At 40.8% G+C, this 26,189-nt stretch carries 11 protein-coding genes; 4 read left to right on the top strand and 7 right to left on the bottom strand.

Going from position 1 to position 26,189, the window contains the following annotated elements:
* Window position 1: 1 nt before the first annotated feature.
* The gene (locus ACRD67_RS11835; RefSeq protein ID WP_430967361.1) at window positions 2–4,903 is read right to left on the bottom strand and encodes a DEAD/DEAH box helicase; all 4,902 of its coding nucleotides are present in this window, start codon (window positions 4,901–4,903) and stop codon (window positions 2–4) included.
* A gap of 442 nt (window positions 4,904–5,345) precedes the next feature.
* Between ACRD67_RS11835 and ACRD67_RS11830 the strand changes: the two genes are divergently transcribed.
* The 3 genes from ACRD67_RS11830 to ACRD67_RS11820 are packed head-to-tail and all read left to right on the top strand — an operon-like array spanning window position 5,346 to window position 8,995.
* Window positions 5,346–7,160 (top strand): hypothetical protein, encoded by a 1,815-nt coding sequence (locus tag ACRD67_RS11830; RefSeq protein WP_430967360.1) that lies wholly within the window; start codon window positions 5,346–5,348, stop codon window positions 7,158–7,160.
* Complete coding sequence (locus tag ACRD67_RS11825) at window positions 7,151–7,618, top strand: hypothetical protein (protein ID WP_430967359.1); 468 nt, start codon at window positions 7,151–7,153, stop codon at window positions 7,616–7,618. Before ACRD67_RS11830 ends, ACRD67_RS11825 begins: the two co-directional genes overlap by 10 nt.
* Before the next feature lie 39 nt (window positions 7,619–7,657).
* Window positions 7,658–8,995 carry a TonB-dependent receptor plug domain-containing protein gene (locus ACRD67_RS11820; protein ID WP_430967358.1) on the top strand — a complete coding sequence of 446 codons (1,338 nt, stop codon included), beginning with the start codon at window positions 7,658–7,660 and terminating at the stop codon, window positions 8,993–8,995.
* A gap of 314 nt (window positions 8,996–9,309) precedes the next feature.
* Here ACRD67_RS11820 and ACRD67_RS11815 read toward each other — a convergent pair whose 3' ends face one another.
* From ACRD67_RS11815 to ACRD67_RS11790, 6 genes are all read right to left on the bottom strand, one after another.
* Window positions 9,310–15,840, bottom strand: a complete 6,531-nt coding sequence (locus ACRD67_RS11815) for a BspA family leucine-rich repeat surface protein (RefSeq protein WP_430967357.1) — start codon at window positions 15,838–15,840, stop codon at window positions 9,310–9,312.
* Window positions 15,841–16,335: 495 nt separating this feature from the next.
* Window positions 16,336–17,337 carry an NAD(P)/FAD-dependent oxidoreductase gene (locus tag ACRD67_RS11810; RefSeq protein WP_430967356.1) on the bottom strand — a complete coding sequence of 334 codons (1,002 nt, stop codon included), beginning with the start codon at window positions 17,335–17,337 and terminating at the stop codon, window positions 16,336–16,338.
* 1 nt (window position 17,338) lies between these two features.
* Complete coding sequence (locus tag ACRD67_RS11805) at window positions 17,339–19,684, bottom strand: hypothetical protein (RefSeq protein ID WP_430967355.1); 2,346 nt, start codon at window positions 19,682–19,684, stop codon at window positions 17,339–17,341.
* A 9-nt stretch (window positions 19,685–19,693) separates the two neighbouring features.
* Window positions 19,694–20,011, bottom strand: a complete 318-nt coding sequence (locus ACRD67_RS11800; RefSeq protein ID WP_430967354.1) for a hypothetical protein — start codon at window positions 20,009–20,011, stop codon at window positions 19,694–19,696.
* Between the two features lie 49 nt (window positions 20,012–20,060).
* The gene (locus tag ACRD67_RS11795) at window positions 20,061–21,071 is read right to left on the bottom strand and encodes a heme-binding protein (protein ID WP_430967353.1); all 1,011 of its coding nucleotides are present in this window, start codon (window positions 21,069–21,071) and stop codon (window positions 20,061–20,063) included.
* Window positions 21,072–21,712: 641 nt separating this feature from the next.
* The gene (locus ACRD67_RS11790) at window positions 21,713–23,887 is read right to left on the bottom strand and encodes a prolyl oligopeptidase family serine peptidase (RefSeq protein ID WP_430967352.1); all 2,175 of its coding nucleotides are present in this window, start codon (window positions 23,885–23,887) and stop codon (window positions 21,713–21,715) included.
* A 238-nt stretch (window positions 23,888–24,125) separates the two neighbouring features.
* Here ACRD67_RS11790 and ACRD67_RS11785 point away from each other — a divergent pair, with 238 nt between their 5' ends.
* Window positions 24,126–26,183 carry a winged helix-turn-helix transcriptional regulator gene (locus ACRD67_RS11785; RefSeq protein ID WP_430967351.1) on the top strand — a complete coding sequence of 686 codons (2,058 nt, stop codon included), beginning with the start codon at window positions 24,126–24,128 and terminating at the stop codon, window positions 26,181–26,183.
* The last annotated feature ends 6 nt before the right edge of the window (window positions 26,184–26,189 follow it).

The following is a 26,189-nucleotide window of genomic DNA, read 5'->3' as shown; positions in this document are numbered from 1 at the left end:
TTTATTCGAATTTTAACTTTGGTAATCCTTCAACAATATCGACAGTCTGCATACTTACATTTATAATGCTCAACAACAAATCGAAAATGTAGCTTGGATTTTCGTGTTCTTTGCTCCAATCGTTAGGGTCGTTGGTAATACCTGATTTTTTATCTGTTTTTACTTGGTAGCGTTCCATAATCCACTCAATGGCCGATTTGCCATTTACGACATACTCATAAGCTTTTTCTGGTATGTTTTTTATGGTGATGCAACCATTGTAAATAATTGTATCGTTTTGTCCTTTTTTAGGAAATCGCATTTTGTTGACATAGTAAAACTTGTCAGGTGACATTTGGTGAATTTCGTCTGGCATAGTCACCTCAACATCTCGATAGGACTCAACCGACTCATAGTTGATATGCAAATCTGCCAAGGCACGCCCTGCTTTGCTAAATTTCCAGAAGTCTCTTTGCTCATCTACTAATGGTAAACGAGGCAACATTTTTTTAAGGTCGTTGGCAAATGTTTCTCTATAGTCCGGACTATGTAAAATGCCATATACATAATAAAAGATGTCTTCTTTGGTAACCGATTTACCATACTGTTTTTGGGCACGTTCTAAAATAAAATCACTGACTCCGTCATGGCGTATATACTCACTTTCTCCTGCTTGATCAAACAAACCAGGTGTTTGTTTAATACGTTCTTCGTAATAATAAAGTGGAAAACACTGGTCAGTATCAAGCGTATGATAGTTAGGTAATTTATTTGTAATCAAAGATGAAAAATCCTTACTAGCACCTTTACCACTAATTATAATTACTAGGTTTTCAGATGTTATTTCTGGAAATATAGATAGTTGTTGGTAGGTTCTATGTATTAAATTCTTCTGATAACATATCTTTTGTTTGAAAAAAGGGCGATAAAGTCCATCACCAATTTTATGTTCTTCGAATTTGTAATAAATATTTTTGCTTAAATCTCTTAAAAATGTATCAGTCCAACTTATTTTAGTAGAATCATAATCCACAAAATCCTTGGCATTTGCTTCTGAATTATTTTTTAAAACTTCTTTGAATGATTTGACTTGATCGTTATAAAAATCAATCATCTTATTTATACTCCGAATTAATTCTTCTGAAGAAGAATTGTATAAAAAATAATCACGTCCAGTTGCAATTCCATTTGAATAATTGACAAAATAGGAATGTGAATTCAGGTTGTACTTTTTACTGGGATTAATCGGTAGAAATTCATCAAACGCATCGTTTCGTTGATTTATCCAATCACCATGTTCGTTGGGTCTAATAATCCTTAGTTTCATGTCGGGATTGGAAATGGAACCAAAACCCTTTATGATTTTTAATTTATCCTCACGCGATAAATAATCCCCAATATCATGGTATTTGATGACGGCTTTCTCTTTTTTCCCTTTGGGATTTTTGACCAATAGTGAAATAGAAATAGGTGTTCGTGACCCAGAACCAAAAATCTTGCCACCTTCCTTACGAGATAATTCACCAGAGGTACGTTGGTTTCCTCTCAAATTAAAGACATAGATACTATCAAATTCTTTCTCCAACATCTTTCTGAAGCCGTCTTGAGAATTACCATCCAACCAAGCACCATTCGTTACAAAACCAATAACACCACCTTCATCATCGTCTAATCTATCTGTGCTCCATCGAAAGGCCTTGATATAAGCATCATAAACAGATTTGTTTAACCCGGCTGAAGATTCAAGTACATATGTTTTAGCTATTCGGGCATCTAATTTTTCATAATTTTGGTTTTGTGCGTTATCATTTGCGGATTTTTGTCCTGCTGAATAAGGTGGGTTCCCTACAATCACACGTATAGGTCCTTTTTTTTGAATCTCCAGACGTTCCGAATTTTTCGGGAACATTTCTGAGAATATTACACTGTCCCTGGTCTCGCCTAATTGAAAGGTGTCAGTCAAAACAATACCATCAAAAGGCACATAGTCGCCTTTGTTGCCCATCACATCATGGTAAGCATTTTCAATATTGACATCGGCTATATAATAGGCCAACAAAACAATCTCATTACAATGCAATTCATGTTCGTACTTACGGGGTAAATCTTTCTTTGTAATGAGTCCAGATTGTATCAATCGCGTGATAAAGGTCCCTGTTCCAGTAAACGGGTCTAGGACATGCACGTTTTTATCAGAAATCGTTTGCCCAAACTCTTGCTGTAAGACATCATTTACTGAATGAAGTATAAAATCAACCACCTCTATAGGTGTATAGACAATGCCCAATTGTTCCACCATTTTTGGGAAGGCGGTTTTAAAGAACTTATCGTATAATTCTATAATAATACGCTGTTTGCCTTCCGCATTATCAATACCCGCAGCCCTCATACGAACCGATTCGTAGAATTTATTTAACACCTTCGTGTCCTTTTCCAAAGCACCCTCTTCCAATAGGGCTACCATTTTTTGCATGGATTGGGAAATGGCATTGTTATCCACAAAGGAATATCCTTCAAACAAAGCCTCAAACACAGGTTTGGTAATCATATGCTGTGCCAACATTTCTATTGCTTCCTTGTCAGAAATACTGGAATTGATATTAGACTGCAAGCCTTTTAAGAATGAGTCGAAGGCTTTGCGATGTTCGGTTTTTTCATCTATTAGATAGGTAAAGCGTTCAATTAAACGAGTAGCGATTTCGCCCACGTTTTGAGCCCATTGTTCCCAATAACGTCTGTCACCAACCTTTTTAACCAAACGTGCGTACAGCACATTTTGTAAGGCCTCAAACTGTAAGGCAAATTGCTGATTGAGCTTTTCGGTTTTGTAGCCCCCTTCATTTTCATGGACCCAATTGCCATTTTCATCAAAGGAATAATCCGGGCGTCCAATGAGTATTTGGTCTGGACGTTTTTTATTAAGATCAATTTTGTTGATAATTGCGTTAAATCGATCATCGTGTGCACGCAAGGCATTTAAAACCGTCCAGACCACAGCATAACGTTTGTTGTCATCCAAGGCTTTATCGGCTTCAACATCAGAGGGTACCAATACTGGAATAATGATATAGCCGTATTTTTTACCTTCAGAGCGTCGCATCACACGACCAACAGATTGTACCACATCCACCTCGGAATTACGCGCTGATAAGAACATTACAGCATCTAATGAAGGTACGTCGACACCTTCGCTTAAACAACGTACATTGGTTAGGATTCTAGTTTCTTCGCTTTCCTCTTTAAGCCAAGATAATTTTTCCTCACGCTCTGTGGCAGACATGGTACCGTCAATATGTTTGGCTTCCGTGCTGATACGTACTTTTTGTTCTTCTTCTGGAAGTGATTCTATATACTCGTTTGAAACGGTATTAAAATAATTGGCTATGGTTGTGGAAGCCGTTGCATCTGAATAGGCTGTTGGATTGATTCGAGAACAAAAGGCCACAGCGCGCTTCATTGGGTTTGGGTCCACCTTTCGCAGTGAGCCATCATCTCCCATCATTTGTTTTGCCAAAGCGTTGATGCAACCAATGAGTTTTGAAGCATCATCACTATTGATTTCCTGTTCTTCATCAGAAATCATTTTCTGAACCGATGGTGGAACATCTTTGTCGCTTAAGGTAAGAATGAGAACCTTATAATCGGTTAATAGATTCTTTTCAACAGCTTCTCCAAAACCAATACGATAAATTTCTTCACCATAGATGTCTTCGTCATCCATGGAGCATAAATACACATCCTCTTGAGCCGCCTTATCTTTAGCTTTTGGATCATAAAGACGTGGCGTAGCTGTCATATATAGACGCTTCTTGCCTTGAATAAAATCATTGTCATGCACTTTTACAAAAGCAGACTCATCTTCATCGCTTAAGGTAACACCGGTTGTACGATGCGCCTCATCACAAATTATTAAGTCGAATATGGACTCATAACCAATATTGTTTTGCAAACCCTTTTGAGCTTTTGCAATCACTTCGATGGATTGATATGTAGAAAAGACGACCGTCATTCCATCGTTCCCATGTTGTTTGAAATATGCAAATTGTCTAACGATATTATCGATATCTGTAGATGCCGGTAATGCTAAATCAACTGTACTGTAAAAATCGGCATCTTCCCCTTTCTTCTTCTTTTTAGTGATATCTGGTTGTGAACAAATACAAATCGCATTAATAGGGTTTCTGGCTTGAGCCGTCCATTCGTTTAAGGTTTGTCCAATTAACGCTATTGAAGGCACTAAAAACAGAATTAAACCTTTTCCGCTGGTTTCATGCTCTGCAATACGCAAAGCTGTAAATGTTTTACCTGTACCACAGGCCATGATGAGTTTGCCTTTGTCCTTTTCTTTAAAATAATCGTGTGTGCTTTCTAAAGCAGTTTGCTGATGTGGTCTTGTATCATATTTTTTAACCAATGCAGATTTTCCTGTAATACCATCCTCCAATTTCTGCCATTGTACAGGTGCTTCTTCTAAGGCAAACAATCCTAAACGTGTAACTGGAATATTCTGGTTTAAAATAACCTGTTCAGCATTAGAGCTCCAACGCTTACCTGTGGTGTCAATCCACAAACGATGCATAAAACTAACGGTTTGTAACTGCTCGTTTTTAAACTGTCTGCTTGAAGTAGATAAAAAGCTATCAACTGCTTTTTTGTCTATGGTTGTATTTTCTGCGTAGCACTTGCATTGAATTGCCCAATAATCCCCCTCTTTTGTTAATGCTACAATATCGATACCTGTATCATTACCACCTAAATCGTTTCGACTAGGAAAGTCATTCCACAACCAAACCTCTTTAAACAGATTTGAATATTTCGGGTCGGTTTGTAAGTATGCGGCCATCAATCGTTCAAAACGGTCGCCTTTATCATGTTCGGAAAATGAATATTTACGGTATTTTTCAAGAATGTTTTGGAAGGTCATTCAATAGTTTCTTTTTCTATTTATTGGGTCGTTCGAGAAAGAAATTAGGGAAATGCAAGATACACAATTATGTCGAATTTTCTTACTGTCAAAAGACCCAAATCCACCATAACCAACCTACACCTGATCCTATTTCGTTTTTATCACTTAAAACTTAACAAATAGTATTAGAAAAGTAAAACACCTTCCCACCTATCCCCCCATACGCCCACTTATTACATAGGTTTTTCTTTCCAATCATTTTATCCGCACCTTAATGGGATTTAATAAAAGGTCGCGGAGTGATTCCCAACACTTTGCCCATACTCTAAGGACATGCTAGCTTTTTAACAAGGCTTTAGACCGATACTAAAAAAAGCCCTGTTTGTAAGCACTCCCAAAAGCGTTTTTGACGCCCTCAAACATGTATTAAACCATAAAACAACTGTAAAGACCAGAAATAATGAGATATTATAAACATTTACGGCCCGTAGTGGTCGCAATATTGGTGCTGGGCATTATCCATTCCTGTAAGCAGGATGAAACAATCGAACTCAAAACGGAACAACTGGAAATCTTAGAGCACCCAAAACTAGAAGGAATGACCCAATTGGGAAAGAAATTGGAAATTCCCTTTACCGTAGAGAATATGCAAAAAGCATATAATAACATGATAAACAACGTCAGTTTAAAGAAAATTGTAAGCCTCAATAAGACAAAAGAAAAATTTAACATAGAAGCTTCCCATTATTATCATCGCTTTCTGCCAAGAGATACGACCGAGTACTTACGTCTTATTACTGACAGTATCCTGGACATCGTCAATGTTCCGCTTCACTATGAAGTAATAGAAGCAGGTGAAGGATTTAGAGACCCTTCTCTCCCTCTAGAAGCGCCCTACTCCTATCAGTATTCCGTGTTTCCAGTTGATTACGAATTTCCTAAGGAAATAGTTCATGAAAAACTAGAAGAACTTTACTTCCCTCCTGAACAGAAAACAGATTTAGAAGAAGATGAGATACCAGTGTACTTACCTGAAGACAAAACATCCAGGGTGCTTAAAGCATATGGGGAACCTTTTTTTGAAATCCTGGAGACCGAGGTGTTAAAGGTAACGGGCAATCTGGACAAGGAAGAACTTGGGAGCCTTGACTATATTATGGCTTCAGGGGAAAAAATCGGGTTTGACCAGCTAAAGAAAAAAGGGCTTTCATTGGAAGATGTTGCAATCGATTATTCCAATTATGGCGAAGGGAGTCTATCTGCGAGGAGGTGGAGCCCCAATGGCAGGGTGACGGTTTCGGAGGATGCCATAGGGAACAGACGGGTCGGTGTTAAGGGCGCGGAGATAAAGGTAAGGAAATGGGGATTTTTAGTCATTAAAAGGGCAAGGACCAACAGTTCCGGGTATTTTCGCACAAGCTCCACCAGGACCAAAAGAGTAAAGTATGCCGTGTATTTTAATAGTCCGGCCAATTTTAGGGTAATGCAGGGCACCATTTTTGTAGCGGCAAGGCACAGGGGCACCCGGAAATACAAAAGAAAGTCCTGGAACCAGCATTTTACTTATGGTAGGGCACATCTTTACTCCCTGGTCCAGAACGCCGCCCTTGATTATTATACACAACATGTACCCACCTATGGCCTGCGAAGGCCCCGGTATACCACCATAAGTGCCAAATACAACAGGGATGTACGTTCGGAACACCGTCCGGCCATAAATGTATTTGCTTCAGACATCAGGGTAACACGGATAAGTGGTGGAAGGTATAGGGGCAGTGACGGAATCTACGCCACCACTACCCATGAGCTTACCCATGCGAGCCATAGGGAATTGGATCCCGGTATTTTCTCCGTTGTGGCCAGAAGCTGTAGAAGGAACATGCTTATGGAGAGCTGGGCAGAGGGTGTGGAGACCATCATTACCAATGCTCGGTACGATAGATACAATTCAAATTATTTTAATGATTTGAACAACATAGGCTGGAATGACTGGAGACAAAGAGTGCAAGTAAAAGATATGAACGAATATACCCCTATCGTAATCGATTTAATTGATAGATTTAATCAAAACACAAGGAATACTCGTTGGCCGGTTGATAATGTAAGCGGCTACAGCTTAAGACAAATACAGGCCGCTTTGGACAATAGTAGATCTCCAAGTACCTGGCGAAATAAGTTGAACAACAACCGCCCACCGGGGGTGACAACAGCAGAATTGAACCAGTTGTTCGCCTATATGGATCGGGCACTGCAAAACTCACAAACATGCGATTGAACAAAAAATTAGTACTGATATTCATTATATTAATCTTATCATCTTGTACAGATAAAAATGAAGATCTTCCGGTTGACTTCACCTTAGTTGTCGAAAACAGAAGTGATTCAACCTTGACGATGTCTCTCTTTTATAATAACTTAGGTACTAGAGAGTTCTTTCAGGAAGTCCGTTTAGAAGCTTCGGAAAGTTACAGGTGCAAGTATAAACAGGAAGTTTTTACAGGACTACATGGGTGCTTGGATAGCAATACCAGGGGAATAGATTCCGTTAGCCTTGTCTTTTCTGATAACAAAGGTTACATATGTGTTGACAAACTTCTATCAGACCAAGAACTCTGTTTTAAAGATAAATACTTATTTGGTGGCCCCGATTCATTTGAGTCCTTAGGAGACAACACATTTAGGGTATCAATAACCCAGGAAGATTTTGAGAATGCCCTTGAGTTGCCAGAATAGGTTTTACAACAACCGCCCATCAGGGGTGACAACTGCAAAGTGCGATGCGGGGAACCACTTTATGGTCAAAAACTGTTCGGTAACGTTACCTTGTCCTATACCCGTTACCGATTTAGGACCGGGACCAGCGGGACCTTTGTGAACGACCAGGAAACTCTTGAATCCTCTAGGCGTTTCCTGTCCGGCATATATGATCTGGGCCTAAAGGCAGGTTTTGAATATTTCGTTGGCCCCGGTTACAAGTTGAAGTTCGGGGCAAACAGCATCTACCATACTTTTAAGCCCGGCGCAACAAGGAGCAGGACCCGTACCAATGGCCAAAGCACCTTGGACAACGAGTTCGGCAATCGCGATGTCCTTGCCTGGGAGAACGCGGGGTATATGGAGCACGAGATCAGGCTGGGAGACCGCATCCAAACCAATTTGGGTTTTCGTACTTCGGTATACCATGTGAATGGCGGGGACTATGCATCCTGGGAACCCAGGATCTTGGCCAGCTATCTGTTAACGGAGGATATGTCCGTCAAGGCCGCCTATTCCAGAATGCAGCAAAACGTACATTTGTTGACCAACTCGGGCATCGGCTTTCCCACGGACCTCTGGGTCCCGGCAACGGACGGGGTGGCCCCGCAAAGATCCCAACAGTGGTCCATTGGCATGGCAAGGTCTTTGGACCATGGCATCTATGAACTCAGTGCCGAGGCGTACTACAAAAGCATGCGGAACCTGATCGAATACAAAGAGGGCGCCACCTTTTTGGGAACCTCCTCCAATTGGGAGAATTTGGTAGAGGGCGATGGGGACGGAACCTCCTATGGGCTGGAACTACTGTTGCAAAAAAAGGAGGGGAGGACCACCGGATGGATCGGGTACACCTGGTCCAGGACCGATCGGCAATTTGACAACATAAACGGCGGCAAGGCCTTTCCCTATCGGTATGACAGAAGGCACGATGCAAGTGTGGTGGTCACCCACCAACTGAAGGAGCATATAGATGTCGCCGCGACATGGGTCTATGGCACCGGCAGCGCCTTTACCCTGCCCATAGGGAAATACGATATCATAGATGAATCCAGTTTCTACGGTGATGGTACCTCCGAAGTGTTCATTTATGGCGAGCGCAACGCCAACAGGATGCGGGCCTTCCACAAACTGGACGTGGGGATCCATTTCCGCAAAAAGAAAAAATGGGGCGAACGCAGTTGGAACCTGAGCATCTATAACCTCTACGCCCGCCAAAACCCCTATTTCTATTTTGTCGATGAAGAAGTTCAGCAAGATCGTCAAGGTAATAACATAGGTGAACCAAGAACATTTATTGCACAACAGAGCCTTTTTCCCATTTTGCCGTCCGTGGGGTACAGTTTTAGGTTTTGAGGGATTCGGTTTTTGGCCGTTATGTACTTTTCCAATGCTGGTTGGGATTCAATATTAGGACTTGGTAAGAGTTATGAAAAAGAGCCTGAAAGCGATCTCGCCCTTCAGTTATTAAAGGCTGCTTTAGAAACAACACTACATTAAATCCATTAAGTAAAAACCGTAATATCGTTTTAGCGTGTTACTCTCTTGTTTTAGGTGTCCTATTCGGTGAGCACAAAAATGCGAAGATGCCGAAACCTCAATAAACTAAACCAATTAGAACTTAGGTTCGGGAGTTTATACGTCAAGAATTTTTTCGGTATTAGTAATCACTATTTACGAACTAAAAGTCTTTTCTGATATAGTTCCCCAGAATCAATATAAATATTTACTAAATAGACTCCTTCGGGAAGGCTTGAAGTTTCCATAACATATTCATTGGTTCCCTTGCGTACACCAAACTTTTGCGAGTCAACCATTTTACCTTGCATATCATAAATCTGAATTCTCTTTACCCCTACATTCACATTGGACATAACAATAGCTACTTCCACAGTCGCAGGGTTAGGGTACACTTTAATCTCAAAGTCCTGCGCTTTGGTTTCTTTGAAGCTAAGTCCATTGATTTTCAACGGAAGGGTATCAATGATTTCAAAATCAATTGATTTGATTAAACCTTCTGCACTTCCAGAAAAAGCACTTGCGGTAATTGTAAACATGCCTGGAAAAAAGGGGGCTCCATTGGCGTTACCATACAATAAAAATGGTGCTTCCGTATCTACCCTATTCCGCATCTGATCTCCCGTGAGTTCCATGCGCACGCGCTGGGTATCATCTGTTGCAAGGGCCTTTATATCAAGATCAAGGGTAGGTAAATCAATAAGATTAAGAACTAGGCCATCGGTCAAGACAGAGACCTCTTCATCAGTATTTCTATCTATCAGCACCAGGCCAGTAATGGAAAGCGGGTCTGGATTAAACACCACATCGACCGTCTGATTACACGAATTGGATACATTACCGGCACTATCAGTTGCAGTCCAGCTGATATTGGTAACACCATTAGGGTAAAGTGCATTTAAAGGAAGACCATCATCTCGAACAGCTGTAAATTCAAAAAGGGTAGAACAGTTATCCGTGGCTGTTGGATCTGCAAGTGTCACGGTTACCCCAAAAACGGAGGATGACTGAACCAAAATATCCGCGGGACATGTAATTATGGGAAACTCTGTTTCCGCACCACCGTCTGTGATTCCCCAGCCATCGTTGTCAATCATATTCTGGCGTGCAGCTTCTCCCAGACAATACTGACTGTTTCCTCCATCAAAACTAACATTGGGTTGGAGGTTTAAGTTATTCCACCCAAGCAGCAATGCATCGTAGTTTTCTATATTTAAAGCAATTCCAGAAAACATCTGAGTCATGTTCGAAACATTGCTCACATCCCAACTGCCCAGGTTTTGATTGAAAGAAGTTGCCCCCTGGAACATGACCCGCATGCTGGTAACATTAGACACGTTCCAAAGTCCAATATCCTGATTGAAAAAGCCAGTATTTCTAAACATTCCATCCATGTTGCTAACCTGACTTACATTCCAGTTGCTGATGTCTTGATTGAAGGGGGTGGAATTGAACATTTGAGTCATGGTTTGAACAGCATTCACATCCCAGCCTCCAATCGGCTGATCAAAGGAAAGGGCTCCATCAAACATTACACGCATTGTACTCACACTACTTACATCCCAACTACCAATGTTTTGGTTGAAAGCGGTAGCTCCCTGGAACATACCATCCATGTTAACAACACTACTTACATTCCAACTGCCAATGTCCTGATTAAAAGGAGTACTATTAAACATTCCTCCCATATTAATTACGTTTGACACATTCCAACTTCCTATCGGCCGATTAAAACTGGAGGCCCTTAGGAACATATTATTCATGTTTTCTGCATTGCTTACATCCCAATTTGCCAGCTCCTGGTTAAAGGCAGCTGCATCTGTAAACAGGGTGGCCATATCTGTTACCATACTCACGTCCCAACTGTTAATACTAGCGTTCCCTACTAACGAAACACAGCCTGTAAACATTCTTCGCATGCTATTTATACCACTCAGATCTGGTAGGTCTGTAGCAGTAATATCTAAATTTGAACATCCCTGAAAAGCGCCTTCCATAGACGACCAGGAAATCTCACCCCATTGGTCAACCGCTAAGATCTTTTCGGCATCTCCACCTCCATTAAAATAAATTCTGGGAAAATCTCCTGAAATAGAAACGGTATAGGTCCCTGCTGTACCATACGTGTGCGTTATAGACCCCATTATGTTAGTATCTAAAGAGCCGTCTCCCCAATCCACAGCATAATCATAGCCTTCTCCGGCAAATGTTGGAATGGTAATTTGGTTCGGGCCAGAAGCGCCAGGGTTGTCTGTTTTCCAAGTAGTAACCAAGGGCACAAAAGGGCAATTTAAACCTCCATCTGTAATCGTCCAGCCATAGGTATTTATGATATTCTGGCGGGCAACTTCTCCTAAACAGTATTGACTATTACCCCCATCAAAAACCACATTTGACTGAAGACTCGCAAGGCTATTCCATCCATTTAAGAGTGCATCATAGTTTTCTAGAGATAGGGTCACATTTAAGAACATTTCGCCCATATTGGTTACCGAACTGACATCCCAGCCACCCAGGTCTTGATCAAAAGATACTGCCAGGGAGAACATTGCACTCATATTAGTGACGTTAGAGACGTTCCATCCTCCTATATTTTGATCAAAGGATGCTGCCTCTCTAAACATATTACTCATGTTGATCACCTGACTAACATTCCAGGAACCAATGTCCTGATTGAAAGGACAAGATGCGAACATCGCTGCCATGTCCAGAACATTACTAACGTCCCAGGAACCCAGATCCTGGTTAAAACTATCTGCATTGTTAAACATGGATGCCATTCTGGTAACGTTGCTTACATTCCATCCGCCAATATCCTGGTTGAAATTAGGGGCTACTGCAAACATACTCCCCATGTCTGTAACACTGCTCACATCCCAGGCCCCAATGTCCTGGTTGAATAAAGACGCCAGTTGAAACATATTACTCATATTGGTCACAGCGCTCACATCCCAGTTTCCAATATTTTGATTAAAAGCTGTGGCACTTCTAAACATATTGCTCATATTCTGGACACTAGTTGTATTCCACGCCCCAATATCCCGGTTAAAAACAGTAGCAGCTGAGAACATATTATTCATGTCTACTACCGAGCTTACATCCCAGCTTCCTATTGCCTGGTTAAATGCAGCTGCTCCCAGGAACATCCCAGACATATCGGTAACGGCGCTAACATTCCAAGTACTGATATCCTGATTAAATGAGCTAGCACTTCTAAACATGGAACCCATATTGGTAACCGATCCAACATTCCAGGCACTCAAATCTTGATTAAACGCTGTTGCCGTTCTAAACATAGCACCCGCCTGAACAAGAGAACTCACATTCCATGACCCAATAGGTTTGTTAAAGGCTGCTGCGCCAAAAAACATGTTTCCCATATCGGTAACCGCACTAACATTCCAATTGGATAGGTCTTGATTAAATTGAGAGGCATTGTTAAAGAGACTGGCCATACTTGTAATATTACTGACATTCCAGCTATTGAAAGACGCGTTTCCTATGAGCGAGCTACACCCAAAGAACATTAAATCCATGTCAGTTGTACCAGACAAATCCGGACTATCTATGGCGACTATATCTAAGTTGCTACAACCCATAAACGCCCGTTCCATGGAAGACCAACTAATATCTCCCCATTCATCCACCGAAACAAGTTTTTCAGCATCTCCCGCACCGTTAAAAAAGATTCTGGGAAAATCTCCGCTAATAGTTATTGTATAGGTCCCAGGCATGTCGTAGGTATGGGTAATATCGCCTGTTATACCTGTATCAGAGCTGCCATCTCCCCAGTCCACAGTATAGTAGTAGGAGGCCCCAGAAAAAGTGGGTATGGTTATTTGATTCGGAGAAGAAACACCGGGATTGTCTGTCTTCCATGTAGAGACCATAGGGGCAAACGGGCAATTTAGACCTCCATCCGTGATCGTCCAGCCATAGGTATTTATGATATTCTGACGGGCGGTTTCTCCAAAACAGTACTGGCTGTTACCAGCACTAAAGTTCACATTAGACTGCAAGTTCAGGCCATTCCAGCCTTGAAGGAGGCTATCATAATTTCCGGTGGACAGTGTAACATTTGCAAACATTTCGAACATGCTTGTAACGTTGCTCACATCCCATTGACCCAAATCCTGATCAAAATTGACGGCATCTTTAAACATGCGTTGCATATTCGTGACACCACCAACATCCCAACCTCCAATGTCCTGATTGAATGAAGTCGCCGAATTAAACATAAACCGCATATCGTTGGCATTTGACACATTCCAAGCGCTTATATCCTGGTTGAAAGCTGTGGCGCCATTGAACATTGAGCCCATATCAGTTGCACTGGAAAGGTTCCAACTTCCGATATCCTGATTAAAACTAACGGCATTTCCAAACATACTTTCCAGGGTGGTCACAGAACTGACGTCCCAATTACCAATCTCTTGATTAAAGACATCTGCACTACGGAACATAAGATCCATATTCGTAACTGAGCCCACATTCCAACCTCCGATGTTTTGATCAAAGGCGTTGGCATTGTTAAACATGACGTCCATACGTCTTACAGAACTGACATTCCAACCAGAGATATCTTGGTTGAATGCAAAGGCATCTGAAAACATTCCGCGCATATTGGTTACATTGCTTACATTCCAGCTTGCAAGGGGCTGGTTGAATACCCAACAGCTGTTAAACGTACTTTCCATATTAGTAACGGAACTCACATCCCAGTTTGAAAGATCTTGGTTAAAAGCTCTTGCTGAAAAGAACAATAAGCTCATATTGGAAACACTACTTACATCCCAGTTTCCAATATCTTGATTAAAGGCAAGACTTTCCCTAAAGAGTGCACTCATATCCGTAACACTGCTTACATCCCAGGACCCGATGTCCTGATTGAAGACGTCGCAGTCCCAAAACAGTCCACTCATGGAAGTCACATTGCTAACATTCCAATTGCCAAGAGGTTGATTAAACGATCTGGCCAAAAGAAACATCTCATCTAAATTGTTCACATTAGAGAGATCCCAGCTATTAAAAGAATCATTACCAACCATAGAAAGACACAATCTAAACATGCGCTCCATAGAAGTGACCTGTGACAAGTCTGGTACATCTGAGGCGAGCATATCTAGATTGGTACAACCATTGAAGGCAGACTCCATAGACGTCCATGCGATGGAGCCCCAACTATTGATTGCCAGTATTTTTTGCTTGTCTCCCTGATCATTAAAGAAAATTCTTGGAAAATCTCCCGAAATGGAAACCGTATAAGTCCCTGCTATTGCATAGGTATGTGTAATGTCTCCGGTTACCCCGCTATCTGAAGAACCGTCTCCCCAATCAACGGTATAGTTATAAGTCTCTGCGGAAAAGGTAGGAATAGTGATCTGATCAGGGCCAGAAGAACCGGCATTATCTGTTTTCCAGGTAGTCACAAAGGCATTGGGTGATATCGATAATGGTACTTCGAAAACTTCCACGCTACCAGCGTTGGTCGCGGTACCATCATTTAAGTAAGCTCCAATTGCCACGCGATTTCCTGAACCATTTAAACTGACGGACCACCCCGACTGATTATCGACTGATGCTTCACCATCAATGTCCATGCCCAGTTGCACCCAATTTCCGTTGATAAATTCATAGATTCGAGTGTGACCGGAGTTAAAAGCACTCCCATCATTTAAATATGCCCCTATGGCGACCCTATTTCCAGAATCATTTAAACTTACCGACCACCCTGATCGATCTACAGCGGCCTCGCCATCAATGTCCAAACCAAGTTGTATCCAGTTTCCATTGACTAACTCAAAAACTCGCGTATGTCCGGACGCCGGTCCATTGCCATCATTTTCATAACCCCCAACAGCAACGCGGCTCCCATCCTCATTTAGGCTAACGGAATGGCCGAACAAATCTTCCGCTGCCTCACCATCGATATCATCGCCTACCTGCAGCCAATCAACCGAATTAAATTCAAAAATTCGAACATGGCCAGCATTGGGTCCCCCATCGTCATTTAAACGGGAACCCACTGCAACGCGATTTCCATTATCACTGATGCTAACAGACCAGCCTGCTTGATCTATGATACGTTCTCCCAAAATTTCGCTTCCCAATAATGACCATTCCCCGTTTGAAAACTCAAAAACCCTGGCACTTCCCGAATTCGCTCCATTAACGTCACTTAAATATGCGCCAACTACAACCCGATTTCCATCTGCACTCAATCCAACGGAATATCCTGATTGCTCCTCTACTGACAGACCATCAATATCGGTTCCCAATTGTATCCAATTACCATTGTTGAATTCGTATATCCGTACGTGGCCGGAATTAAAAATACCTCCACCATCATTAAGATAGGCCCCAATGGCAACCCGGCTTCCATCAGCGCTAAGACTAACGGACCATCCTGAAAGATCCAATACAGCTTCACCATCAATATCGGCACCAAGTTGAATCCAATTTCCGTTGTTCAACTCATAAATTCTTACATGACCTGAGCTATTCCCATTACCATCATTTAGTTGGGCACCTATCGCCACACGATTTCCATCTTGGCTTAGACTGACTGAGTAGCCGGATTGATCTCCAAAGGCTTCTCCATCAATATCTTGGCCTATCTGAGAGAATTGCGAAAAAGTAAGTACTGGTAAAACACTAACAATTAAAAAGTATAGCTTTCTCATACGGAATGAATGTTTGGTTGTTATTAGAGGATATTGGTGTGGGGGAAAGTATAATCTCCAATACGATTCTACTTATAGCTAAAAATACAATTTGTAAACTAAAGACTATAATATATCTAAGTAAATTTTTACAATAATTAAATAACGTAAAGACTGATTGCTGGTTAATCAAGTAACCCAAATATCATATAGAATCTGAAGGTTCAAAGTATCTAAACACAAAAGAGATAATTATCAACTATCAATTGGACACACAGAATTACTTATAGAGCCTTAAGCAATTCAAAAAGAACAGTATTGTGAACAAACGATAATAATTAGTTATCCGTTATTTATTTCTTGGAATTGTGTTTTCTATCCAGTTCCTGTGTTTTACCAGTTTTCAATTGTCAAATATTATCCACAGTGGATATTTCCTTTTCCTGTATACTTCCCAAAAGAAATATAATTCATCAATTAGAATAGCTTCCTTAATTTAATTCACTAATATAATGCTCACGCGATATTTAGATCAGCACAATAATCATTATATAGTTTATTCAACATTCTTTTATCCGCTAAAAATTGTTGTTTCATCCACCTGTCATAATGCTCTTGAATTTTCGCTAAACTTGTCAGTTTAATTCTCGATATCAAATGTGCTATCATCATTCCGCTCATAATAGCCTTTAATACTCCATGAGAGGAACCCGGATCTAAAACAAACGCAGCATCACCTACCAAAAAACAATTCTTATAACCACATTTTTCAGCTATTCTCCATGTAACATCTGCAGCTTTTCTTGGCCCCGTAGATTCCCCGTCATTTAACAATTCTGGTATCCAGGCCTTTCCGACTTTTTCATGTTGTCGTAAGTTTAAATGTACCCAAGCAACAAGATTTTCATTTATCTGAGAAATCCATGTCCATCCTTTTTTGTCCCATATAAGTTTAGGATTACTTGGTTTGAATTTTGAATTTTTCACATATCCATAGTAGGCTATCCATTTAGGAGAATGTTCTTTAAACTCTATTCTAAGATTATTTGCTAACCACGCTCTTTTACCTGTCGCATCTATGAAATAATCTCCTTCAAATTTACCAACATTAGTCTCAAGCGAAGTAATTACTTTATTTGAAATATCAACTTTAATAGGTTTAACACCTCTATAAAAATCTGCTCCAAGTTTTATAGCCCTGTTCACAAGTATCGTATCGAACTCTTTCCTGGACAACTGAAATCCTCTCCAATCTTCGTCTTCATTGTACGGCTGATATTTGGAGTAACCATCTCTAATATTCTCAATACCATGATGGCGAAGAAAATTAGAACATAATACTTCATCCAAAACTCCTAACTCTTTAAGCAATGGTTCTACTCCTGGATGTAATGTTTCACCAGGTGCATGTCTAGGAAAGCTGACTCGATCTATCAGCGTCACTTCATAACCAGCTTTTAAAACAGATATTGCGCAAGCGGAGCCAGCTGGACCAGCTCCTATTATTACGATTCTCACTTTATCTTACTTGATTAGTTGTCCACTGATTGTTTTCAAATAGATGAACTCGTCGGAGTCCGTTATAAAGCAATACTACCTTTCTTTTAATTTCCACATGAACTTTTTTAAAATTTGAAGGGTGATTGATTCTGCCCTTACTTTCAAACATTATAAACTTGAGGATTCTACCTGTAATATTAATTCCCGCTGATAACGCAGATTGAACGTCATTGTCACTAGAATCAACTTTAGTGAAAGACTGAATCCCCCACCTTCTCTTTTCATTAAAACTATTTGGGCTGTCCTGAATACCAAGTGCTTGGTACACCCTGTTCATTCCTAAAATTCTATTAGTATAATCATCAATATCTATCTTGGCAGTTATTGCAAGCGACATTTTCCCCAACAAACTGTTTTCTATATAGTCAACATATTCAAAACGCATGTATTCAATTACTTCTCTTGATCCTCTTTGCACAGTTTGTGGCCCAATATTCCCATCCCATGATGGTTGGTCATCCAATCCAATTTCTTTATCTGTAAGTGGACAAACTGTAGCGTATGCTTTTTCTGTTCTTTGACTTAAAACACTTGGGGCAAATTGTCTAGACGAATCAGGAGCAGCAGCAGGCCAGAAAGTACTAATTGCTGCACACAATTTTGCGTCTTCTGGAAAAGGACTCCCTAATCCATAGGCAGATAGGAAAAGTGTTCCTTTTTTGTCATCCATACTTGTATCCCACCCTGGAGCAAAAACGCCAGCAGCAGCGTCAGGTAATACACCTTGACGTTTTATCTTAGTAACTTCGTTTTTTGCGGTTGATAACGTGAAAGTTCCTACTCCTCTGTGTTGTGATACCACGGCAGTTATCGAAATATCTTTATCGTTAAATACTTCCAAAGAAATACCAGGTCCTTCTATTTTCAACTCTAGGTTAGCTGCCGTTCTTTGGTCTGATAAAGAGAGAGGCGGCACACTCCATATATCTTGCTGCAAATTTCTTGGCAATCGAATCCACCAATCCATTAACTCACCTTGGTTAACGTGTGGAAAAAAGTCAGGAGCGGCAATAATCGAATAGGCTGGAATAGAATTTACTATCCTACTGGAAATTTCTTTACATTCTACTTCAATCCATCCATCAGCTGCAAAATCCAAATAGTGTTGTGCTTTGTAATTACCGCTATTCACTCTCTTTATAACAGATCTTTGGTTATTTAATTTTTGAATATTAGCGCCAACAATTTTATCCCTGACATGCACATATTCTGGCGCTTTTCTTGAATCCGGATTACCGTCACCATCAATATCAACACCATTTATTGTAAAACTTGGAGAAAAGAAGTTACTAGATTGTGGAGGCACAATTGTTCCAATCCTCTTGTTTTGATCTATTACTTCCTCTACTAAAGGATGCTTTATAGGCTTCAATAAAAAGCTACCATCATCTGAAAAATCACTTAATTCGCCAAGTGAGTTGGAAAATTTAAAAGGCCATGATTCTAGCTCTTTTCCCGAATGTCCTGTATTAAAACCAGATACACCCATTTTTTCAATATGAACTCTTTTTAGTTTTTCATTGACATGATGATAATTTATTTCTAGTTCAAGGTCTTCACCTGACAGACATTCCAATCCACTAAATAATTTATGCACAGGCACCCAGAAATCAATATCTGAATCACTCTGATCTGATTGATTTGTTAGAGTCCCCAAATCAAATCTGGCGGGACCAAAACGATTCTCATCTCCTTTTTGAAGAACTGAAATATAAGCAGCATATCTAACGGGAATAACCCTAAACACCTCATTTGAATCACCTTCAATGTGACTTAAAAAACCCCTTTTCTCGGGAATATACATTTGCTCAGAGTTCCCTACTCTAGCTACTCCTGTTCGAGAAAAACATAGGTCTGCATGCCTTTTATGAACTGTTTCAGGTAAATTTCTGTACTCAAGAGCGAAAACGGCAATGGAAAATTCACTGTTTGGCGTAAAAAGACTGATTACATCCTTTAAATTTCTGTTCGTTGAGGCATATACATAATTCTCAATAGTTTCTATTTGTTTTATTGTTGGGAACTTGCTCAGTTTGTTTCCATTTGGTGCTGTCAACACTGCAGGAGAAGCTAAGGCATGATAAAGTAAACTTTGGGAAGGAATGCCAGGGGTAATTGCAAATTTTCCGTCTTTAGAGAAGTCTTTAAAGCCATCTAGGTTTCTATTTACAGCCAAAGGTTTTTTTATCAAGTCTTGTTGTAAGGTCTCGGAAATTATGTCTAGGCCATGTTCCTCAAACAGTTCTTTCCACCCATGCGGAGCCAACTCATTCAATATATTTTTAACATCATCAATCAGTGCCATATCATTTCTTTAGATTTTTTCTATTAGATTATTTGAAGAAGCATATACTTTAACTCCTTTAAGCTCTTCTGGAAAGGCTTCCCACGTATAAGGTTTTGCATCTATTGATGCAATTGGCTGAGTTATAATCCCTCCAGGGGCATCTGCAACAAAATCAAATTCATAGATGCCATCCACTGGTGGTGCTATATAAATATATGGGACTAAGCGGGCATTTGTCCAACCCCCAGATGTTACTTCTCCTTTTACCTTTATAACTAAATTAGGAGGGTTTATTTCCTGAATTAATAATTCGATTTCTAACACTTTTAAAACTTTTGTTGTCATAATTTTTGGTCTTATTGTTTGCTATTATATTCTTGGATTTATCAGTTATTTACACTAAAATTTCTTGTGATTTCGGAACTTTGATAAGTGTATTAATACTTATATGGGGCCAACGAATCAATTCATTACTATTAGGGGCTTTAAAGAAATCCAGTAACACATTTTGGGTGTACTGTAAACGTAAAACAGGATTCCCGTCCACATCCAGTTCCTCTAATTCTTGAAGCCAGAAAATTGCCTTCATTTCGGTAGCATTAGCCTGTTTTACTATAAAAGGAATGTTTACAATCCCGCCTGTTTCCAAGGAAGTACCGAACGGTAAAACCGTTGTTTTCTTTATGGCAACACTACTATTTGCTAGACGGAGCAGCACATTGGCATCTATAGGACTAAATCCTGGAAAATCGGGAACGTTAACGTTCCCTTTGAATGGTGTATCAACAAAGACCTTATATGGCGCTAAATACGGACTACTTAATTCCTGGGAAACACGAAGTGGCAATGCACTTGCCTCAGGAATCTCTGGTGGCCCACCTATTTCACTGCTCTTACCAAGCGCCAATACCGAATCGCCATGTGGAATTGTTGCTAGGCGGGCAATATCAATCCCATTGGTTTCCTTATTTAGCATGTGTAAAAAAAGACCCGGCTCATGATGAATTTCATCATTTTGAATACCTGCCAAACCTGATACAGGAGAATCTGCTGCTGCTACCTGTTTTATAGATTGCTCGTAATCAATGGTGGTGACAAATTGGTCGCTTTGCTCGTTGTCCGGTAAATCAATATCCGGAGGAAAGGCATCAGTGACAATACCTCTATTCGGAACACGCTCTGCTATATCCTTAAACTTTATAGTTTCGCTATACTGGTTCATAAGGACACGATAATTCAAAGGTCCATTTTCGAAAGGTAGTGCGATGATATTCCAGCCCAATCCTTCACTTTTCCAAGTTCCAGGAAGCTGTTTTAATGGTCGAAGTAAATCCGACCCTTCATGGGCTGATTTTAATTTCCTGGACTGGCTGGTCAGAGCAGCCATTACTTCTGATTTGTTCATAATAGTCTATTCATTATTGATTAAAAGTACCGGTGCAAACCACTTACAAGTATTAAATAGACACCTGATATAGGTTATTTAATTGGGGGAAGTAAAATGTAGGAATTCAATAATTTGGAGAAGAGTAAATTAATGAATGATTTTGAAAATCCATTGTACAAAAACCTTAAAAAAACTAGGGATTTACTGCAATCTTGACTTAATATTGATGAAAAGTCACCTATTCGGTGAGCACGAATTTCCTAGCCTTCAGAAACCCCTATATACAGTCGATTTGAGAGTTAGGTTCTAGTCCCTCCGGCACTAAATCATCAATCGGCACTAAATAATCAAATGGAAATATGGTTTGTTTCTCATGTTATTTGTTTTCCCTAAACCTATGTATTTCAACCACATCAAAACATCCCCATTGGTGGGGATTTTTGGGGTTACTTGTAGCAAATGACGCTGAAAATTGTGCTGCTTAAGGTATCGTGCCAGCTCTCCTGTGCTTCTTCTCGCCCATTGCCCTTCGCCATGTCGAGCTAAAAATGTCCGCCGGACATTTTCTTAACGCTCGGCCCGCTCCGGCTGTACACTCAAAGAAAATTATACGTACACCAAACCCTGTTTAGTCAGAAGTTAATTCCGCGCCACTCCGTTTACCTCTTACCCAGCCAGGTAGTGACATCAAGGTCCAAGGCTTTTATTAAAAAGCCCATTTCATCCGTAAAAGTCTTTGATGGTGGGTGTTCCTGAGATCCAAAGGTACTGTGCCATGAACCCCATGCCATTTGCAATAACATGGGGCTTTTACTATCGTTGTTCGCTTGAAGCTTAGCAATCAATTTATAGGAATCTGCGTTTAAGGGCGCATCCGCATCACTTGTCATAGCCAAGACAGCAGGATATTTTTTACCAGTATTGATATTTTGATAGGGAGAGTACTTTCTAATAACCTCAAAATCTTCCTTGACCGAGGCCTTCCCGATTTCGGGAAGCATGTATCCATGGCTGGCATCTTCCGCAAATTTTCCTTCATATCCGATCATATCCATCATTCCGTAATGTGAAACTACAGCACCAATAAGTTCCGGCCGCTGGACCAAAACGGCCCCTACGGGAATAGTGCCCGCACTCACACCGTTCACAACCACTTTTTCCGGAGAAGTATACTTGTTTTCTATGACCCATTCTATAGCGGCGATATAATCATCTACCCCGTTTTGTTTATTTCTCGCTATGCCGTCCTGGTGCCATTTGGCTCCATAGGCACCTCCTCCTCGCACGTGCGCTACGGCATGTATCCCACCCATATCGAGCCAGGAAATATAGTCCCCTTGAAAGTAGGGGTAATTCGTAAAAGCGATAGCACCATAAACCTGCATCATCAACGGGTTGCTACCGTCTAGTTTGATATCTTTTTTATAGGTAAGTGAAATTGGAACTCTTGTGCCGTCCTTGCTTTCACAGAAAACAATTTCACTAATAAACTCATCGGCATTAAAACTCACATTGGCTCTCTGGAAGGCTATAATTTCACCCGATTCAACATCGATTTCAAAAACGGTATTGGGTTCGGTTATACCCATGAAGCGTGTAAGCACCTTTTTGCTGTTGCGGTTTCCTGTAAGTGCGTTTAAACCGTTGGTATTAAAGTATAGGCCTCCGCTGGGCAGCTCGATCGTTTTTCCTGGCTTGCCTTCCAAATCGAAGGTTCTTAATACCAGTTTTAAATCCTTTTGATAGGGGACAACCAACCTATCTTCTGCTATTAAGGGCAGCATGGTCCCCCCGGCAGATTGATATCCCATGATACTCTGATCCGTTTCAGCAACTACCTCTTTGAGACCTTCGCCCCTATTCCCTATATCCAATGCCACAATTTTGCCGTTGGGAGCACCGTCATCCGTCTCAAAATAAAATAGCGGGCCCTTATTGCCAAGAAAAACGTAGGAAGCATTGTTGTCAACCACTACATTTTGGGAGGATATGGAAAAATTGTCCCGTGCCACAGCAAAAACTTTGGAGGCTATTGAGGCACCCTCCCGCTCTTCAATAACCAAATATTTATCATCGGTTGAGACCTTAAACTCCAACTTTACGCCGTCGTTGGAGGGTGTGAAGACCTCCTTATCCTTTTCATAAGCCGTATGTATCGTATGATACTTTATTCGCAATTCGCTCCTTGTTCCATCTTCCCCCACTTTGTTGCTGCTTACATAGTAAAACCCTTTGCTATCGTTGGTCCAGCCCAAACGGGTCCTGCCCATATCTGACCCCGTCATAGTTGTATCCAAAATTTGTTGCTTTTCAACATCATAGACCTTCCAATCAAAGATTCCGCCTCCTTGGGATACTCCCAATGCCAAATATTTGGCGTCGGGGCTTGGAAGTGTAAATAAAGCAGTTCTTGGATTAAAAGGAAGTTCCAGCTTTTTTCCATTGCCCGGCGTGGACCTCGTGGTATACAAACCCCAATTACGGCCTTCACCCTCCTGCTGCAGGTAAAAATAGGAATCAGCCGCCGTAAAAGGCACCTCCATTCTACCCGACACTTTGGTTAAATTTTCCACTTTTGTTTTTAATGCTTCATACTTAGGGAATGATCCAACATAGGCCATAGTGGTACTATCTTGCAATTTGGCCCACTGTTTTACCGAATCACTTGAAACACTATCCAACCAACTATAGTGGTCTTCCAAGACTACACCATGATAGGTGCTTTTTGAGCTTTCCATTTTAGTTTTCGGGTATTCCGGTACCGGGTTCGTTTGCGCATGGCAGGAAAGAAAAAGTGTGGCCAAACAACCTAAAAATGTCCATTTTATTTTCATCTTCTCGTTTTGATAATTTGATATCAACTTAGCTAACCTAAGCAGATAGGGTGTAAAAAAAGTAATGGAACCCTAATTTTTGTGCAATGTTTTTCTTAGGTGCCAAAAGGGACGTGCCGCAGTCCAATACCCATAAAAATCAGACGATCGATCTTTATATTTACCCTATTAAGTTTCCGTTTTTCCGGTAAAACTGGATTATCTTTATAAAATTGAAAATCAATAATTTGGTATTTCTATGTCCGAGAGTTTTTATATCGGTGACTACCTGATTCAGCCCTTTCTGAATAAAATATCTTCAAACGGGAAGGAGTGGAAGGTGGAGCCCAAAATCATGGCAGTGCTTATGGTCCTGGTTCAGGGCCAGGGAAAGGTAATATCCAAAGAAATTTTATTGCATAAAGTATGGGGCAATACCGTTGTGGTGGATATGGTGGTCACCCGTGCTATTTCTGAACTAAGGAGGATTCTTGATACAAAAAATGCCGAGGTATCCGTCATTGAAACCATTTCCAAAAAAGGATACCGTCTTGCCGTAGCTGTAAAAAACGGGGAAGGCAGGGTACGCGCTGTTTCCGTTCTAAAACCAATGGTGGTTTTACCCTTGGTGCTTGTTTTGCTTGCTGTGATGACACTCTTGTACACCTTTGATCGTTCCCCTAAGAAAGTAGCCGATCCCATAAAAAAATATAAGCTGGAACCTCTTACCTCCTTGGTTGGTTGGGAGTACCATCCCACGGTTTCTCCAGAAGCCAAGGCGGTGGCTTTTGTCAGAAAAAAGAATACGGAGTATCAAATATGCACTAAAACGTTTGGCGGCGATAAGCTGAAAGTTTTGGTACGCTCTGAACATCCACTTCTAGCTCCTGCCTGGTCACCCAAGAACAATAAAATTGCTTATTATAAAAACACTAAAGGGGTGGTCACTATCTGCACAATCTCCACCTATGGTGGCGAAGAACGTGAACTGATGCGAACAAAAGCTTCGGTTGCCGGATTGGCATGGTCTTCCAATGGAAAATCCCTGGCCTATACAGATAATGATTCTATTTCCAATCAACCGGCTATTTATTCCTATTCGTTGGATACCGGAGCACGGGTAAAATTGACAAATCCCTCTCAAAATGTCTATGGTGACAGCAATCCCAGATACAGCCCGAACGGGGAATATTTGGCCTTTATAAGAACAATTGGCGAAGGAAATCAGGACATCCTAATTTTGGAATTGGCCAGTGGATCGGAAAGGAAAGTGACATCCTTGGGCAGTAGTGTTTTTGGTTTTGATTGGAAAACAGATAGTTCGTTTATTTTATCCTCGAATTTTAGTGGAAGTGTTTCCATTTGGGAAGGCAGTATAAGAAATAAAGAGGTGGATATGGTTCCGATAGGAGTAAATTATCAGTATCCCGAGATTAATGGAAACCGCTTGGTATTGGAAAAATGGACACAAAGCGTGGACATTTGGACATCGAGAATTAACGATACGCTGTCAAATGACATTCCAAGAATTGAATCGACCAAATGGGACCTTCATCCCAGTTTTTCAAAAGATGGTAAAAAAGTCGTCTTTGTTTCTAACCGATCTGGCGGTTATGACCTTTGGGTGAAGGTCCTGGACAGCCCACAGGTTAAAAAAATCACCTCCCTCAAAACCTCCCTTATCGGCAACCCAAAATGGTCTCCAAACGACAAGTTGATTGCATTTGATTCAAGACATGGGGGAGCCACCTCTATCTATCTTAAAAATATGGATACTGAGAACATCTTTAGCTTTACGGATGACGAAGGAAATGACCTCGCTCCCCGTTGGTCCAAAAATGGGGATTGGATATATTTTACCTCGGACAGAAACGGCTCATGGCAAATATGGAAGAAAGCTTTGGATGGAATGGACAAACCTGTACAAATTACTTCAAAGGGCGGTTATTATGTGCAGGAATCTCCTGATGGGAAAAGCATTTTCTATACAAAGTTTAATCAAAACGGGATATGGAAGATGGAACTGGCTAGCCAAAAGGAAACTTTATATCTAGAGGATCTGGTAGCATCGGACTACGGAAATTGGCAGGTAATATCGAGTGGGATTTATTACATAAAAAGAAACTCTGGTACGCCCCAGAATTCACAGATTATGCACTATGGATTTGAAACGAAAGTCCATAAGGAAATACTAACCCCACAGAAATACATCCCAACTTTTGATACGGCGCTGACCGTTTCTCCTGATGAAAATTGGGTACTTTATGGACAAATAAACAGTTATGATGGGGATTTGATTTCTGTACAGAATTTTTAAAATTTA

It is taken from the genome of Eudoraea algarum, from assembly GCF_050589645.1.
Classification (GTDB): domain Bacteria; phylum Bacteroidota; class Bacteroidia; order Flavobacteriales; family Flavobacteriaceae; genus JBNGOQ01.
The sequence above is the reverse complement of the archived record's forward strand: the minus strand, read 5'-3'. Positions and strand labels throughout refer to the sequence as shown.

What these genes read in the sequence shown, in the direction of transcription:
- ACRD67_RS11815 (WP_430967357.1), bottom strand. Translation starts at nt 15,840, where the DNA reads ATGAGAAAGCTATACTTTTTAATTGTTAGTGTTTTACCAGTACTTACT.
- ACRD67_RS11790 (WP_430967352.1), bottom strand. Translation starts at nt 23,887, where the DNA reads ATGAAAATAAAATGGACATTTTTAGGTTGTTTGGCCACACTTTTTCTT.
- ACRD67_RS11805 (WP_430967355.1), bottom strand. Translation starts at nt 19,684, where the DNA reads ATGGCACTGATTGATGATGTTAAAAATATATTGAATGAGTTGGCTCCG.
- ACRD67_RS11835 (WP_430967361.1), bottom strand. Translation starts at nt 4,903, where the DNA reads ATGACCTTCCAAAACATTCTTGAAAAATACCGTAAATATTCATTTTCC.
- ACRD67_RS11800 (WP_430967354.1), bottom strand. Translation starts at nt 20,011, where the DNA reads ATGACAACAAAAGTTTTAAAAGTGTTAGAAATCGAATTATTAATTCAG.
- ACRD67_RS11785 (WP_430967351.1), top strand. Translation starts at nt 24,126, where the DNA reads ATGTCCGAGAGTTTTTATATCGGTGACTACCTGATTCAGCCCTTTCTG.
- ACRD67_RS11795 (WP_430967353.1), bottom strand. Translation starts at nt 21,071, where the DNA reads ATGAACAAATCAGAAGTAATGGCTGCTCTGACCAGCCAGTCCAGGAAA.
- ACRD67_RS11830 (WP_430967360.1), top strand. Translation starts at nt 5,346, where the DNA reads ATGAGATATTATAAACATTTACGGCCCGTAGTGGTCGCAATATTGGTG.
- ACRD67_RS11825 (WP_430967359.1), top strand. Translation starts at nt 7,151, where the DNA reads ATGCGATTGAACAAAAAATTAGTACTGATATTCATTATATTAATCTTA.